At 44.8% G+C, this 16,168-nt stretch carries 15 protein-coding genes; 3 read left to right on the top strand and 12 right to left on the bottom strand.

All coding sequences use genetic code 11. The features are described from left to right. Nucleotides 1-38: 38 nt before the first annotated feature. The 12 genes from ftsA to mraZ form a co-directional block, all read right to left on the bottom strand. Nucleotides 39-1,406, bottom strand: a complete 1,368-nt coding sequence (gene ftsA, locus F7R58_RS12005; protein ID WP_158065145.1) for a cell division protein FtsA — start codon at nucleotides 1,404-1,406, stop codon at nucleotides 39-41. An 89-nt stretch (nucleotides 1,407-1,495) separates the two neighbouring features. Next, nucleotides 1,496-2,323: a cell division protein FtsQ/DivIB gene (locus F7R58_RS12010; RefSeq protein ID WP_229723816.1), complete on the bottom strand. Its 828-nt coding sequence runs from the start codon at nucleotides 2,321-2,323 to the stop codon at nucleotides 1,496-1,498. A 32-nt stretch (nucleotides 2,324-2,355) separates the two neighbouring features. Then, nucleotides 2,356-3,726 (bottom strand): UDP-N-acetylmuramate--L-alanine ligase, encoded by a 1,371-nt coding sequence (murC, locus tag F7R58_RS12015; RefSeq protein ID WP_158065146.1) that lies wholly within the window; start codon nucleotides 3,724-3,726, stop codon nucleotides 2,356-2,358. Further along, nucleotides 3,723-4,832 (bottom strand): undecaprenyldiphospho-muramoylpentapeptide beta-N-acetylglucosaminyltransferase, encoded by a 1,110-nt coding sequence (murG, locus tag F7R58_RS12020; protein WP_158065147.1) that lies wholly within the window; start codon nucleotides 4,830-4,832, stop codon nucleotides 3,723-3,725. Before murG ends, murC begins: the two co-directional genes overlap by 4 nt. A gap of 6 nt (nucleotides 4,833-4,838) precedes the next feature. Further along, nucleotides 4,839-6,074, bottom strand: coding sequence for an FtsW/RodA/SpoVE family cell cycle protein (locus F7R58_RS12025; RefSeq protein ID WP_158065148.1), 1,236 nt, complete (start codon nucleotides 6,072-6,074; stop codon nucleotides 4,839-4,841). Between the two features lie 24 nt (nucleotides 6,075-6,098). Next, complete coding sequence (murD, locus tag F7R58_RS12030) at nucleotides 6,099-7,436, bottom strand: UDP-N-acetylmuramoyl-L-alanine--D-glutamate ligase (RefSeq protein WP_158065149.1); 1,338 nt, start codon at nucleotides 7,434-7,436, stop codon at nucleotides 6,099-6,101. Between the two features lie 48 nt (nucleotides 7,437-7,484). Further along, a complete protein-coding gene (gene mraY / locus F7R58_RS12035) occupies nucleotides 7,485-8,726 on the bottom strand; it encodes a phospho-N-acetylmuramoyl-pentapeptide-transferase (protein WP_158065150.1) in 1,242 nt (413 codons plus the stop codon). A 31-nt stretch (nucleotides 8,727-8,757) separates the two neighbouring features. After that, the gene (locus F7R58_RS12040) at nucleotides 8,758-10,218 is read right to left on the bottom strand and encodes a UDP-N-acetylmuramoyl-L-alanyl-D-glutamate--2,6-diaminopimelate ligase (RefSeq protein WP_158065151.1); all 1,461 of its coding nucleotides are present in this window, start codon (nucleotides 10,216-10,218) and stop codon (nucleotides 8,758-8,760) included. 40 nt (nucleotides 10,219-10,258) lie between these two features. Continuing rightward, on the bottom strand, nucleotides 10,259-12,247 hold the full coding sequence (locus F7R58_RS12045; RefSeq protein ID WP_158065152.1) for a penicillin-binding transpeptidase domain-containing protein: 1,989 nt from the start codon (nucleotides 12,245-12,247) through the stop codon (nucleotides 10,259-10,261). Continuing rightward, nucleotides 12,231-12,596: an FtsL-like putative cell division protein gene (locus F7R58_RS12050; RefSeq protein ID WP_158065153.1), complete on the bottom strand. Its 366-nt coding sequence runs from the start codon at nucleotides 12,594-12,596 to the stop codon at nucleotides 12,231-12,233. The genes F7R58_RS12045 and F7R58_RS12050 overlap by 17 nt, the downstream gene beginning before the upstream one ends. 23 nt (nucleotides 12,597-12,619) lie before the next feature. Continuing rightward, a complete protein-coding gene (gene rsmH, locus F7R58_RS12055; RefSeq protein ID WP_158065154.1) occupies nucleotides 12,620-13,513 on the bottom strand; it encodes a 16S rRNA (cytosine(1402)-N(4))-methyltransferase RsmH in 894 nt (297 codons plus the stop codon). Nucleotides 13,514-13,530: 17 nt separating this feature from the next. After that, a complete protein-coding gene (gene mraZ, locus F7R58_RS12060) occupies nucleotides 13,531-13,998 on the bottom strand; it encodes a division/cell wall cluster transcriptional repressor MraZ (RefSeq protein WP_158065155.1) in 468 nt (155 codons plus the stop codon). Nucleotides 13,999-14,258: 260 nt separating this feature from the next. On the opposite strand from mraZ, the gene F7R58_RS12065 reads away from it, so the two are divergent. From F7R58_RS12065 to F7R58_RS12075, 3 genes are read left to right on the top strand one after another with little or no spacing between them, the layout of a single operon-like run. Then, nucleotides 14,259-15,020: an alpha/beta fold hydrolase gene (locus F7R58_RS12065; protein ID WP_158065156.1), complete on the top strand. Its 762-nt coding sequence runs from the start codon at nucleotides 14,259-14,261 to the stop codon at nucleotides 15,018-15,020. Nucleotides 15,021-15,070: 50 nt separating this feature from the next. Beyond that, entirely contained in the window at nucleotides 15,071-15,694 is a 624-nt protein-coding gene (yihA, locus tag F7R58_RS12070) for a ribosome biogenesis GTP-binding protein YihA/YsxC (RefSeq protein ID WP_158065157.1), read from the top strand. Beyond that, complete coding sequence (locus F7R58_RS12075; RefSeq protein ID WP_158065158.1) at nucleotides 15,687-16,136, top strand: GNAT family N-acetyltransferase; 450 nt, start codon at nucleotides 15,687-15,689, stop codon at nucleotides 16,134-16,136. Before yihA ends, F7R58_RS12075 begins: the two co-directional genes overlap by 8 nt. The last annotated feature ends 32 nt before the right edge of the window (nucleotides 16,137-16,168 follow it).

Genomic DNA, 16,168 nt, shown 5'->3' on the forward strand with positions numbered 1-16,168 from the left:
TGTTTTTTATATTGAAGTTAATCGAAGATAAAAGTTGCTTACTCTACTTCTTCGAAGAATTTTTTTACTTTTTCCATCAGTGACTGGCCAAAGGTCAGACTTTTTCTTTTTTTCTGAACCGTTTCCTGCTCAGCTGCGGTCTGTACTGCCGCGTCCATCATTTCTGCCACAGGTTTTTCTTCCCGCATTTCCGGCTCCGCTGCTTTTTCCTCAATAACCTCTTCCGGCATCCCGGCTTTCTTATCGCGGATCTTCAGGCTTTCCATAAGCAAGCCGATGGATGTTGCATATTCCGGTCCTTTAAGATACTGATTCTTGTCGTTGGCTACGTATTCATTGGCAAACCCAATGCGGCTGTCGAAACCGGTAATAAAATTGGCCAGCTGGCGCAGGTTCTTTAGATTGGAACCGCCTCCGGTAAGAACTATTCCCGCTATCAGTTTTTTCTTCTGTTCGAAAGCTCCATAGGCTTTCAGTTCAATATTCACCATTTCCAGGATCTCTTCTACACGCGCGCCAATGATTTCGGCCAGCGTCCGCAGGGAAATTTCCTTATCGGGGCGACCGTGCAGTCCCGGAATGGTTACATAAGTACTTTCCTTTTCCATATCGGGAAGTGAGGAGCCAAACTTCACCTTAAGCTGCTCTGCATGCTTCTCGATGATGGAACAGCCCTCCTTGATATCATCCGTTATGATGCCGCCGCCATAAGGAATGACACAGGTGTGGCGGATAATGTTATCCTTAAATATAGCGATATCTGTGGTACCGCCACCTATATCAATAATTGCAACGCCTGCTTCTTTTTCTTCCTTGGTAAGCACAGCTTCGGAGGATGCAAGCGGTTCAAGTGTAAGCGCTTCCATTTCCAGGCCGGCCTCTTTCACACATCTTGCGATGTTGCGGATGCTGCCCATTTGGCCTACTACCACATGGAAGTTAGCTTCAAGACGTTTGCCGTGCATACCTATAGGTTCGTGAATTTCGCCCTCACTGTCTACCTTGTATTCCTGCGGAAGTACGTGAATGATTTCCTCGCCGGGAAGCATCACGAGTTTCTTCACCTGTTCTTTAAGTGCGTCAATATCATCTTCACCAATAAACTTGTCGGGGTTTTCCCTCATTATATAATCGGAATGCTGCAGCGACCGGATATGTTTTCCGGCAATGCCCACAGTTACCTTTTTAATTTCCACGCCCGAGCTTGCCTGGGCTTCTGCCACAGCTGCACGTATGGAGCTGATGGTTTGTGAAATATTGTTCACAATTCCCTTATGAACACCCAAACTTTTGGCCTTTCCTACTCCCAGAACTTCAATTTTTCCGTGAGTGTTGCGCCGGCCCACGATCGCAACAATCTTTGTTGTCCCGATATCGAGTCCTACTGAATACTCTTGATTTTCCATTATTTGCCGATTTGATTTTTTTTCTACTTTACCTAATTCATTCATACTGTTCCGCTCCTTACGGACGGCAGTTGCGTTTTCTCAGCCGCTTACCTTCTGCCAGCACTGCTTGAGGTGAGCTGCGCCCTCTCCGCGGCGAGTTTCACGAGTTCCTTACTGGAGGCACTGATGATACTGTCATTCTTTCCGTAACCCGGATTAAGGGTTGTCACAATCTGGTTATCATATTTCACCGAAACGCGGCTGTACTTCTCGGGTTCCTGGAAAACCAGAAATTTCTCTACAAAGGTCCGGAAGCCTTTTACCTTCAGGTCAATATTATCCAATGTACCTATTTCCACCCTGTAGTAACCGTCACTTGTAAGCAGGTTATAATCTGCACCCTCCTTGGCGATACCTATAAAATATTTCCTGCTGAAATCATCAGTCTCTATTTTCTTAACCAGTTCGGCCACCTGCAGATATTCACTTCGCTTTACATTGCCCTGAACCAGCATTGTGGGATGAGAATAAATTCTGGATAAAGGGAATTCATTCCCTTTTCTGTCCACATAGAAGTTCTCACCGCCCCTGTTCAGGCGGAAGGCCGGCACGCGCTGCATGATATCCACATTCAAAGCACCGTTCAGGTTCAGATATACGTTGGCACTGTCCACGGAGGGGAAATTACTGATTTCCTTTTCCAGTGCCGGAATATCAATGTCGCCGATTTTCCTTGATGGATTGGCCTTGCGTATGAAATCCATTACGTTTTTCTCGTCAATGAAGTATACCTTTTCCAACCCCTTTGGATAGACCATGTTAATGGATACATTTTCCATAGGCGCATTATTGAAGCGTTTCAGGGAAAAGCTGAGCAGCAAGCCGAAAATGATTACGGTTGCCAGAATCTTCAGAAGTCTCCATTTTTTTTTCATATCCTTTTTCCCTTCGGGAATAATTCTCCTATTTAACTATTTACGTGCTCACCTTGCGACAGCCAGGCTACAATGGGGTCATATAAGGTATCTATATTTCCTGCACCAACTGTAAGCAGGATGTCAAAATCCTTTTCTTTTATCTTTTCCAAAGCCGCGTCCAGACCGGCTACTTCTTTCATTTTTGCCTTAACTTTATCTGCCAGCCAGTCTGAGGTGATACCCGGAAAATTCTGCTGAATTTCACGTGCGGGGTAAATATCTAAGAGCATCAGTTCGTCCGAATTTTCAAGGCTTGCGGCGAAATCATCAGCAAAATCACGGGTCCGGCTGAAAAGATGTGGCTGGAACACTACCAAGAGTTTCTTCTCCGGATAAAAGGTCCTGATGGAGCCAATGACAGCATCCAGTTCGGTGGGATGGTGCGCGTAATCGTCAATATAAATTTTTCCACTCTCAAAAAAATGCTTGGTATAACGTCTTTTGATGCCTTTGAACGAAGCAATAGCTGCTTTTAAGGTATTGAAATCAACGCCTAGGTTATGCAGCAGTGCAATGGCGGCCGTTGCATTTTCCACGTTATGGATGCCGGGTATTTCCCAAACGAAATCCCGAACCACTTCAGCAGGTGTATGAAAGTCGAAATAAATGCGGTCCCTGTCCATACGCAGATTATCGGAATAATAATCTGCAGGCTCATTAACCGCATAAAACCTGCATGGCCTTCCAATATCTATACCTTTACGCACAAAAAGCTGATTATTTTCGGGAACCAGCGCACCGAATTCACGAAAACCCTGCTCAATAGTCTGCCTGTCACCGTAGATATCCAGATGATCCGCATCCGTTGATGTGATTACCGCCCAATCCGGCGACAGTTTCAGGAAACTGCGGTCGTACTCGTCAGCTTCCACAACAGAATATTCGCTGCCGTTAAACAGAAAATTGGATTTGAAATTCTCTGCGATACCACCTAGGAAACAGGAGAACGGTAAGTTCGCTTCTTTGCAGAGATGGGCGATGAGTGATGATGTTGTTGTTTTGCCATGAGTTCCGGCCACGGCCAGACAGTTGGTATTGCGGGTAATCAAACCAAGTACCTCGGCTCTTTTAAGTATGGTGAAACCATTTTCCTGAAAAAAGGAAAGTATAGACAGCTGTTTGATGGCCGGTGTATAAATAACCAGCGTGGAGTCTTTGTCCAGGCTCTCCAGGCCAGAATCAACGGTGTCCTCAAAGGCAATCTCAATACCCTCCATAAGCAGGGCGGTCGTCAGTTTGGTAGGCGTCCTGTCATATCCCAGGACTTTTTTACCTGAAGCCTGGAAATAACGGGCCAGGGCACTCATCCCAATGCCACCAATTCCTACGAAGTAGAAGTTTTGATACTGATCTACATTCATACTTTCAGTGTTTTAAAGATTTCATCAACTATCTGTACAGTCGCTTCAGGTTTGCTGAAAGCTGTCATATTCTTACTCATCCCGGCACGCAGTTCTGGCTTTTCACACAATTCGAGAAGCGCACTCCAAAAAAGATGTTTCATTTCGCTATCCTTAACCATTTTTGCCGCATTCATACTCACCAGGCTTTCGGCATTTTTTGTCTGGTGATCCTCGGCTGCAAAAGGAAAGGGTACGAGCAGCACGGGTTTTCCCGCAATTGCGAGTTCAGAAATAGCAATTGCACCCGCCCGGGAAACAATGACATCGGCAGCAGAATAAGCCAGGGCCATATCTGCGATAAATTCATGCATCTGAACCTGAGCAACAGAAAGCTTTCTTAGCTGTTCATCATTCTGCAGATCACGGTACCCGGATTTACCGGTTTGCCAAATCAACTGCAAATTCTTCTCTGCAAGCTTTCCAACATTCTCTTTCCAGGCGTCATTCAGTGTTGCAGATCCCAGAGAGCCGCCTACTGAAAGAATGGTAAGTTTGTTAGGGTCCAGACCCATCTTTTCTTTAGCCGTCCGGGTATCGGTTAGGCCAGCTACAATATTCTGCCGTACCGGATTTCCTGTAAAGACAGTCTTCTCCGGTGGGAATCCATTGACATTTGGGTAAGCGGTAAAAACTTTCTTTGCTTTGAAGCTGAGGATTTTGTTTGTTATCCCTGCATGGGAATTCTGTTCCTGTATAAAGACGGGTATCCCCAGCCGGGATGCTGTAAACAAAGCCGGTCCGCTGGCAAATCCGCCAGTTCCCACGGCGAAATCGGGCTTAAAATCCTTCAGTATCTTACGGGTTCTGAGTACGCTCTTCAGTAATTTGAAAGGTAATCCAAAGTTGGAGAGCATATTGCCGCGGTCTATTCCGGAAATATCGATTCCCTGAATCGCATAACCAGCCTGCGGAATTTTCTCCATTTCCATCTTGCCGTTTGCACCAATGAAGAGAAATTCGGCATCGGGAAAACGCCTGCGGATCTCATCAGCCACAGCAATGGCCGGAAAGATGTGTCCACCTGTTCCGCCGCCGCTTAATACTATTTTGAGCTGTCTGGTCATATAGACTTACGCAATGTCATTAATTTCTTCAATACTCTGTTTCTTGCCCATCCCTTCCTCATCAAAAACCTGTATCCTGGAGCTTACATTAAGTACCAACCCGAGCTGTATATAAGTTACCAGCATGGAAGTACCTCCATAACTGATGAGAGGCAACGGCTGTCCTGTTACCGGAATAATATTCACCGCTACGGCAATGTTTACAGCAAGCTGTACAAATATCATGATGCCCATGGCCAGCACAAGCAGAGAGCCGAAAAATGCGGGCATCTTACTTGCGATCATTACAATCCTGATGATGATGATCAGATACAGTGCAATGAGGAATGCGGCGCCAAAAAATCCATATTCTTCTACGATAATGGCAAAGATGAAATCTGAGGCCGACTGTGGAAGCATCTGCTTCAGTGCGCTTTTACCGGGACCCATCCCTGTGATGCCGCCGTGAACGATAGCTGCCTTGGCCTGCATGACCTGATAGTTTTTGGCCTTATCACTTTCATCTTCAACCTGGGCTCCCTGCTTAGAGTTAAGGAAAACCTCCACGCGGCTCATCCAGGTATGTACCCTGTTGCCACCAATAAGGTTTGTGTTAAGAGCCACCATGATGAAAAGTGTGATTGCAAGTATTGAGGTGCCGATGAATCCGGCGATGTACTTCCAGTTGAGCTGACCAATAATAAGAACGGCAACCGACACGATAAGTATCATCAGTGCCGTAGACCCGTTGTCTTTGCCCACCAGGAGCAGTACGAGAAGGATGGAGCCAAAAATGTAAAATATATTCTCTATGGGCAGCCTGTCCCGCTTAATCTTCTTTGTGAGATAACGGCACAGGTAGATGATCAGCATAAGATAAGCGAAAGAAGAAGGCTGGAAGGAAACCGGGGTACCAGGTATCTTGATCCACCGCGCGGCACTGGCTCCTTCTATGGTTTGCCCCGTAAACATCGTAAATACCAGCAGTCCAATGGTTACCAACAGAAACCCACTGCTTAACTTGCCTATGACTTCATACTTGATCATACCTACCATACGCATGATTACAAGACCAATGATCACAAAGAACATATGCTTTATGACGTGACCTGTAGTAGTCCCGTTGTTTACGATATATTCCAGGTTGGAACTGGCCGAATATACCGGGAAAATAGAAAAGACAGAAATCACAATGATGGCCATCCAAAGGACTTTATCGCCCTTCAGAAACTCCTTACTGCTTTCTGCTTTTAATTCGTTCATGACTTATCTTTTTTTTAATGCTGACTAAACAGCCAGTTTCTGCAATACCTCTTTCTTAAACTGATTGCCACGGTCTTCGTAGCTTTTAAAAAGATCAAAACTTGCACAGCACGGCGACAAAAGAACTGTGTCCCCTTTCTGCGCAACTGTCCTGCTTATTTTAATAGCCTCTTCCATACTGGACGTATCGTAAATTAGTTCCTTTTTGTCCCGGAAGAAGCTGATGATTTTTTCGTTATCAAGACCGAGGCAAATGATGGCTTTAACTTTTCTTTTCACAAGTTCTTCAATTTCGGTGTAGTCGTTACCTTTGTCCACTCCGCCCACAATCCATACTGTCGGTCCTTTCATACTTTCCAGGGCATAATATGCAGCATTTACATTAGTCGCTTTACTGTCGTTGATGTATTTTACACCTTCGGCTTCTGTAACCAGTTCAAGTCTGTGCTCTACCGCCTGAAAAGTCATCAGCGAGTTTCTGATGCTTTCGCTGGTGATATTCAATATCTTACCGGCCAGTGAGGCCGCCAGGCTGTTGGCGATATTGTGTTGACCGATAAGGGACAGTTCATCTACTTTCATGGAAAAGTGATCCTGCATCTTTACATAGATCTTATCTTCATCCGCATAAGCGCCCTCCTTTAGTTTTTCCTTAAGGGAAAAAGGCAGTTTCTTTGCTTTAATTTCAAGCCTCTCCAGCAGGTTCAGGCTCATTTCATCATCACGGTTATAGATGAAGAAGTTGTCATTTTCCTGATTTTCGGCAATCCGGAACTTTGCAAGCGCGTATTCTTCGTAGTTATAGTTATACTGGTCCAGGTGGTCCTGGCTCAGATTCAGCAGCAATGAGATATAAGGTCTGAAGTTCTGGATATCGTCCAGCTGGAAAGAGCTTACCTCCAGAACATAATATTCATGGTTTTCGTCGGCCACCTGTTTGGCGAAACTCTTACCGATATTACCACCCAAACCGACATTCATATTATCGTTTTTCAGTATATGGTAAATAAGCGACGTGGTAGTAGTTTTGCCGTTACTGCCTGTAACCGCGATAATCTTGGCACTGGTAAATTCTGCTGCGAATTCAATTTCTGAAGAGAGTCTGATGCCTTTCTCATTAATTTTGACAACCAGATCTGCTTTTTTAGGGATCCCGGGTGATTTTATAATCCAGTCAGCATTTAAGATCCTTTCTTCGTCATGATTTCCTTCTTCAAACTCAATATTGTTTTCTGTAAGTATGGCTTTATACTCATCCTTGATGACGCCTTTGTCCGACAGGAAAACATCCAGCCCCTTTTTCATGGCCAGATATGCTGCTCCTACGCCACTTTCGCCGCCGCCTAAAACAACTATTTTCATTTCTGCTTTATTAATCATGTTATAGTGTAACCGGACCAGCCGGTATTATTATCTTACTTTGAGCGTAATCAGGCAGATAATCGCCAGCATTACCCCAATAATGATCATTCTGTTTACAATTTTGCTTTCGTGATAACCGCTTTTCTGATAATGATGGTGCAGCGGTGACATCTTGAAAAACCTGTTATTCTGGGCATACTCCAGTCCGAATTTCCGTTTTCTGTATTTAAATACAGCTACCTGAAGCACCACGGAAATATTTTCGACCAGGAAAATGCCGCAAAGAACCGGGATAAGTAGTTCCTTACGTAAAATAATCGCCAGAACGGCAATTACACCGCCCAGCATCAAACTGCCTGTATCACCCATAAAAACCTGCGCCGGATAAGTATTGTACCAAAAGAAACCGATAACCGCACCTACGAGTGCCACAGTGAAGATGGTGGTTTCTCCCATATTGGGCAGGAACATAATGTTGAGATAATCGGCGAAAATAATATTTCCTGACACATAGGCCAGAAAGGCGAGAGTAAGGAGTATAACCACACTGGTACCCGCCGCCAGACCGTCTATTCCGTCTGTGATATTGGCTCCGTTGGAAACCGCCGTAACGATAAAGATGACTAAAGGGATAAATACAGCCCAGGCCCATTCCTGCTGACCTTGCTCATCCATCCAGAAAAGTATTTTGCTGTAATCAAACTCATTGTTCTTAAAGAAAGGCACGGTAGAGACTGTCGATTTTTCAGTGGGCATAAAATTACTTTCCACATTATTGCGGTTCACCACCGTGGCATCAGCATACTTTCGCTTTACCGTAACATCCGAATGGAAGTACATGGTTACACCTACGATTAAACCTAAACCAACCTGACCGATCACCTTGAAGCGGCCCGAAAGCCCGTCTTTATTCTTCTTGATTTTCTTCAGATAGTCATCTATAAATCCGATGGCGCCCATCCATACCACAGATACGATAAGCAAAGCGATATATACATTCAGAATCTTTGTGAAGAGCAGCACGGGAATCAGGGTCGCAATTATTATTATCAGCCCACCCATGGTCGGCGTACCTTCTTTCTGCTTCTGACCTTCCAGCCCAAGATCGCGTACCAGTTCGCCCATCTGCCTGCTGCGCAGGTAATTGATGATCCTTTTACCATATACCAGTGCAATAAGCAGTGAAAAAAGTACTGCCAGCGCTGCCCTGAAGGAAATATAGCGGAACAGGTTAAGTCCCGGAATGTGGATTCCTTTCGCAGTGAAATATTCGTACAGGTAGTATAGCATTTTAACTTGTTAAATTAGTAGGTATCATCTTCTATTTGGACATCTGCTTCCACAGTTGGTCTATAACTTCGCGGTCGTCAAAGTGGTGCCGTACACCATTGATTTCCTGGTAAGTTTCGTGGCCTTTGCCGGCAATGAGAACAATATCTTTCGGCTCTGCAAATTTTATAGCCATTTTGATGGCTTCCTTTCTGTCGGCGATCACGGTATATTTACCATAATACTGAGGCTCAATTCCGGCTTCAATTTCCCTGATGATCGCTTCCGGATTCTCCGTACGCGGATTATCGGAGGTAAGTATAGCCAATGTGGATTTACGTGCTGCCAGCTTACCCATCAACGGTCTCTTTTCACGGTCGCGGTCTCCGCCGCAGCCAAAAACGGTAATCAGTCTTTCATTTTTTGTCCGGATTTCGTTAATGCTGTCCAGCAGATTCTCCAGTGCGTCAGGGGTGTGCGCATAATCTACAACAAAGAAAATCCCACCGCCGGACTTTAATATCTCAAAGCGGCCGTTTACCCGGTTCAGTTGAGACATAGCTGTCAGCACCTCATCTTCAGTACATCCCAACTCTACTGCAACAGCAAATGCCAGCAGCAGATTATAGACGTTGAACCTACCGGTAAGTGTAGTCCAAAATTCTTTGCCGTTAAAGTGAAGCATCATACCGTTAAAATCTGCTTCCAGCATGCGGCCGTGATAGTCGGCTATTGTCTTTACAGCGTAGGTTTTCTGCTTGGCGGACGTATTCTGCATCATCACCCTTCCATTCCTGTCGTCCAGGTTTGTAATTGCTGTGGCATCCGGACTCAGGTTGTCAAAGAAACTTTTCTTTGTGCGCAGGTATTCATCAAAAGTATTGTGATAATCCAGATGATCATGTGTGATATTCGTAAATCCGGCAACACTGAAGCTTAAACCATCTGTGCGGCGCTGATGTATACCATGTGAACTCACCTCCATGAAAGCAAATTCACAACCTTCCTCTACAGCTTCTGCCAGAATTCTGTTAACCGTCAGTACATCGGGTGTGGTATGTGTAGAAGGCATCACGCGGTCCGTTATCCTGTATTCTACAGTAGAAATCAACGCGCACTTGTTATCCAGTTTTGTAAAGAGGTCAAATAATAGCGTACAGACCGATGTTTTGCCGTTGGTTCCTGTAATTCCCACAAGTTTCAGCTTTTCTGAAGGATTCCCATACCAGTTTGAAGCAATCGCTCCCAACGCCACAGCCGTATCTTTAACACGGACATAGGTGACCTGCGGATCAGTGTGTTCCGGGAATTCCTGACAAACAATAACTGCTGCACCGTTGTCTATAGCCGCACCAATAAACAGATGCCCATCTGCAGAAACACCTTTCAGTGCCACATAGAGGGATCCCTCCGTGGCCAGGCGGCTGTCCGAAAACACTCCGGAAACTTCACGGTTTATTTCACCGGAAATTTCAAGTGTTGGGATTCTGTTTATTAATAACTTTAAATTCATGAGCTATATGCCTGCCTAGGGCTCTATTTATATTCTTATTTTATTGCAGAGTGAGGTACACTTTCTGATTTTTGCCGATAATGGCACCCACTTCCGGGAACTGTTCCCTAACTTTTCCCACACCTTTATAATCAACCCTGTATCCGGCATTTTCAAGCTGTGGAATAACATTCTTGCCTATTAAACCTACAAGGGCAGGCATCCTGCCGTCTGTAAAATTCACCTTGACATTCCTGGCAGTCATTTTGGAAAGATCAACCTTTCGGTCCACCAGCATGGCCTGTTCAATATTCTGAGGTGTTTTGAGAAAAGTCTTCCCGGCAATTTCTTTAAATACGGGAGCCGAAACCACTCCGCCGTAGAACCCTTTGGAATTATCAGGTTGGTCTACCATCACATAGCAGGTATACTTAGGATTGTCGGCAGGGTAAAAACCTGCAAAAGAGGCTCTGTATTTCATAGGTCCGGGCAACCAGTATTCAAATCTGGCTGTTCCGGTTTTTCCGGCCATTTTAAGATTTGGCGTAAAGATGCTTCTGGCTGTACCTTTTTCAACAGCCTTAGTAAGCGCACTGGTCATCATTGAGATCGCTTCCGGAGAGGCCATTTTTTTTACCATAACCTCCGGTTTTGCTTCGTATACCACTTTTCCGTCCTTCATTATTCTGTCGATGAAAAGGGGCTTCAGCATGGTTCCTTTATTGGCAATGCCATTATAAAAAGTAGAAAGCTGCAGCAGGTTGAAGTTCGTGGAATATCCATAAGATATAGAAGCCAGTGTGGCTGCATTCCACCTTTTATGTTCAGGGGTTACTATGGATGGTTTGGTAACGCCCGGCAGTTCAATATCCATTTTATCAAACATCTTCCACCTCTTCAGATGATTCAGGAAGATCTGGGGATTGTCTGCGTAATGTTGTGTAATGAGTTTTGCTGTTCCTACGTTGCTGGATTTTGCCAGAACATCACTTATTTCGTAGGTACCACCACCATGCCCGTCGGAAATACGCTGTCCGGCATAGGTCCAAACCCCACTGCCCACGTTCACTGTGGATTTTTCGGTAATGAAACCATCGTCCATTGCGGCCAGCAGAGATACGGTCTTGAAAGTAGAGCCGGGCTCAATTCCGTCTTTCAGAATATAATTATAGGAATCTACATAAATACCCGGTTCCGTACGTGTGAGGTTCACCATAGCACGCACCTTACCTGTAGCCACTTCCATTACGAGAACACTGCCGTGATGAGCGTCAAACTTAATAAGCTGCTTCTCCAACGCTGAATGCGCTATATCCTGAATGCGGAGATCAAGCGTGGTAAAGACATCGTGCCCGTCTACAGGTTCAATGGCTTTCCAGAAATCAATAGGCTTCCACTGACTGGAGTTGACGCGCTGTTCCAGCCTGGTGCCGTCGGTACCGGACAGATATTTGGAAAAAGCGGCCTCCAGTCCCGATTTGTATTGCCCGTTATCCATTCCAATCGTTCCGGCACCAATTTCGGTGGTAGCCAGCTCACGTTTGAATTTCCGGTCTACAATAAATCCGCCTCGGTTTTTGCCACGGTTAAATATCGGAAACTTACGGATACGGTCGTATTCATCGAAATCAAGACCTTTTACAAGGGCATAATATTGGTTTTTTTTCCGCCGCTGCTCATCAAAACGCTGACGGTAAATATTTCGGGGCTTGCCGAACATTACATTAAGAGAGTCTGTAAGCGCACCTATATTATTGCTGTAGACGCTGTCGCGGATAACCTTAAAGTCAATGTAGATATCGTATCGCATTACGGTGGTGGCAAGTATGGAACCGTCTGCAGCGTACAGGTTGCCGCGCGCAGCTTTCAGTTTGGCCTCTCTGTAATTTTTACTGATGTAATCTTCCTTAATAGCCTCTACATTTGTATTCTGCAAAATCAGGATGCGTATCAGGAAAAGGACAAAAACAAGAAATGCCACCAATGCAAAAAGGTAGCCCCATCGTAACGTTTTACGTCTTTTTCTGTCAAAATCACTCTGCTTTTGCATAGCTACTGTCCAGTTTTATCAATAATTTGTGAGGGTGGCTTTCCAGCGGCAAAAGTGAATCCTGGATCATTTCTTTACCCAGCTGGGATTCCATTTTCACTTTTATCAGCCGGCTTTGGGCATAGGCATTCCTCGATTTATATTCCTCCGTCTGCTCCTTCAGTTCATTTACAATTTCAATTTTCTGGTTCACAAGGTGATTACTGTAAATCATTATCATCATCAGCACAAACAACAAAAGGAAATACCGGTAATGAATCTTGATTTCATCACGGTTCAGGAAGTTTCCCTTTATCAGGTCAATAAAGGTCAGTTTCTTCTGAGGCTTATATGCTGTTTTCTTTGCCAATACTATTTATACCTGAGTTTGATTCAAAGCTTAATTCCGGTTCTCATCTTTGCACTTCTCGCACGCGAGTTCGTTTCTATTTCCGCACCGTCGGGAACGGTGGCTTTGCTTTTCAGCAATTCAAAAGTTTTACTGTAATTGCCGTAAATATCGCGGGCAGGCTCACCTTCAAACATCCCGTTTTTCAGAAAACGCTTTACCAGCCGGTCTTCCAGAGAATGATATGAGATTACAACCAAACGTCCACCTGGTTTCAATACCGAATAGGCCTGCTGCAGCATATCTTTCAGCACTTCCAGCTCCTGGTTAACCTCAATCCGCACTGCCTGAAACAGCTGGGCAAAAAATTTATTCTGCTTAAACTGAGGGATATAACTGAAGATCTTTTTCAGATCTTCGGTAGTTTCAATTCTTTTTATTTTCCTGTTATGAACGATCTCGCGGGCCAACCGGCGGGCCTCCCGCAGTTCACCATAATGATAAAAAATATCGGCAAGATGCTCTTCCTCGTAATCGTTTATCACCGCACGGGCATCCAGCTGCTGCAGGACATTCATTCTCATGTCCAAAGGTGCATCACTTCGTGTGGAAAACCCCCTCTCGGCGGCATCAAACTGATGAGACGAGACTCCCAAATCTGCCAGCACGCCATCCACCTGCGTTATTCCGTAAAGCAGCAGAGAATTTTCCAGATATCGGAAATTCTGATTAACCATGGTAAAGCGGTCGTCCTCAATACTATTCTTCAGCGCATCCAGATCCTGGTCAAAGCTGAAAAGCCTGCCCTGAGGCGAAAGCCTGCTCAGGATTTCCCTGGAGTGGCCGCCACCACCGAAAGTACAGTCAACATAAATGCCGTCTGGACTGGTGACCAGATCATCTACGCTCTGCTTAAGAAGGACGGGATTATGATACATTGATTAAAATTCTGTTGTTAAATTTCATCGTCGAAACTGATATCGCCCATCACATCTTCCGCAAGTGTTGCGAAATCAGCTTCTGTGGTGACAATCACTTTCTCGTAGGCCTCCTTGTCCCATATTTCGAACAGTTCGCCGGCACTTGTAATCACTACGTCTTTGGTAAGACCGGCAAAAAGAGTAAGATCTCTTGAAATCTGCAGTCTGCCTGCAGTATCGGGTTCCACCGTCTTTAATCCGGCCGTAAAACTCCGGATAAAATCAGCGTTTTTTTTCTGAAAACGGTTCAGACGGTTTATCTTCACCATCAGTTTCTCCCAGGCCTTCATAGGATACACTTCCAGGCATGGCTGGAACACGGAACGCTTCACCACAAAAGCATCTCCTCCAAAGTCCTCCATCTGCTTCGCGAGCGATGCAGGTAACTTCAGACGGCCTTTGTCGTCAATTTTACATTCGTATGTTCCGATGAAACTCTTCATTTGGGACAAAATTATATATTTATTTCCAAAAATTCCCACTTTCTACCACTTTTTACCTTATTGTTTATAACTTTTGAAAGTGCTGTAGTGTAAACGGAAGTATCTGTAATAAAAGCAGTTGGAAAATCCTTGCGAATTACCTTTAAAATTCAGGGACCTAAGCTGCCGATTTCAGAATAAAAGATTATTTTTATAAAATGTTATGAACTATTCGGCACCACCGTTGTATTTCGTAATTTTGCAGATACTGAACAAAATCTATGATTTTTAAAACGAAAAAGAAGAAAAAATTTACCTTTATTCAGGAGGGCGAGGGCAAGCCTATAGTGCTCCTGCAGGGACTGATGGGTGGCCTGAGCAATTTTACGCTGCTTATTGATTTTTTCTCAAAACGTGGTTACAGGGTTTATTTTCCTAACTTACCTATATACGATTTGCCAATTTTAAACACCAACCTTTCCAGTCTGGCCAAATACGTCGCCAAATTTATCGAAGAGGAAGTGGGCGAACCGGCAATTGTCATAGGTAATTCCATGGGAGGCCATGTAGGCCTAATCCTTACCCTCGCCCGTCCGGATCTTGTGCGCTATTTAGTGCTGACCGGAAGTTCGGGTTTGTATGAACGCTCCTTTGGAGACAGTTTTCCGCGTAAAAATGACCGCGACTATATCCGAAAAAAAGCTGAAGAAGTCTTTTATGATCCTTCAGTAGCTACTGAAGATTTAGTGGATGAGGTATTTTCCGTAGTGAACGACCGCAGCAAAGGCATTAAGACCGTGATGCTTGCCCGCAGCGCCATCAAACACAATATGGAACCGGAACTGCACAAAATTACGAGACCTACCTGCATTATCTGGGGCAAACAGGACAACGTAACGCCGCCGGAAGTGGCCATAGAAATGGACAGGCTGATACCCGACTCCGACCTTTTCTGGATTGATAAATGTGGCCATGCCGCAATGATGGAGAAACCGGAATCCTTTAATGAAATCCTTTATGACTGGCTGAAGAGCAGGGAGTAAGGAAAAATATATGGAAGTGATCAACTTCCATTTTTTTTTAAATTATAAATATGATTATTAAAACCGTTGAGTTTGTTAAGAGCTCACAAAAATGGCAGGACTGCCCCGAACCCACTTTGCCCGAGTATGCCTTCATAGGACGCTCCAATGTGGGAAAGTCGTCACTGATAAATGCGCTGATGAATCATAAGGACCTGGCCAAGACTTCGCAAACGCCCGGGAAAACGCAGCTGATTAACCATTTTATAGTGAACGAAGAATGGTTCCTGACCGACCTGCCCGGCTACGGTTACGCCCGCGTTTCCAAAGTGATGCGTAAGGATTTTGAAAAACTCAATACCAATTATATCCTGAACCGCAAAAACCTCGTGAACCTATATTTGCTTGTAGATGTTCGCCATACGCCTCAGCAGATCGACCTGGAATTTATGGAATGGTGCGGCGAAAGTGGTGTGCCTTTTTCAATTGTCTTTACAAAAGCTGACAAACTCCGGCCTAATGCAGTACTGAAAAACGTGGAGGATTACAAGGCCAAACTGCTTGAGTCCTGGGAGGAACTTCCGCCCATCTTCATCACTTCGGCAGAGAAAAAAGAAGGTTGTGCAGAACTGCTGAAAAACATTTCAAAGACCAACGACTATCTTAAGAAAAATAAAATCAGGTTTGATGGATGATATCATCTGGACTGTAAAATCATTTGATGAACTGACAGCCTCCGAACTTTATTCAATTATCAAAGCACGGGTAGACGTGTTTGTTGTGGAACAGGAATGCCCCTATCCTGACCTGGATGGCTACGACCAGCAGGCTCTACATCTTTGGGCAGTGAAGAAGGGCGAAATTGCTGCCTACTGCCGGATCTTTGCACCGGCGGTCAAATATCCAGATGCTTCCATTGGAAGGGTTCTTACCACACAGAAGCACCGAAGGATGGAACTGGGCAAGGTTCTGATGAAATTTGCCATCAGCACAATTGAGGCTCGCTACCGAACATCTGCCATCCGGATTTCAGCTCAGGATTATCTCCTGAAGTTTTATGGCGACCTTGGTTTCGAAGATACCGGCAGGAAATACCTGGAAGATGATATTCCGCACACCGAAATGGTAAAACGGTAAAATGGTCCAAAAAAAATGGCGAAGAAATTAAC

Source organism: Chryseobacterium sp., from assembly GCF_008831505.1.
Lineage (GTDB): Bacteria > Bacteroidota > Bacteroidia > Flavobacteriales > Weeksellaceae > Marnyiella.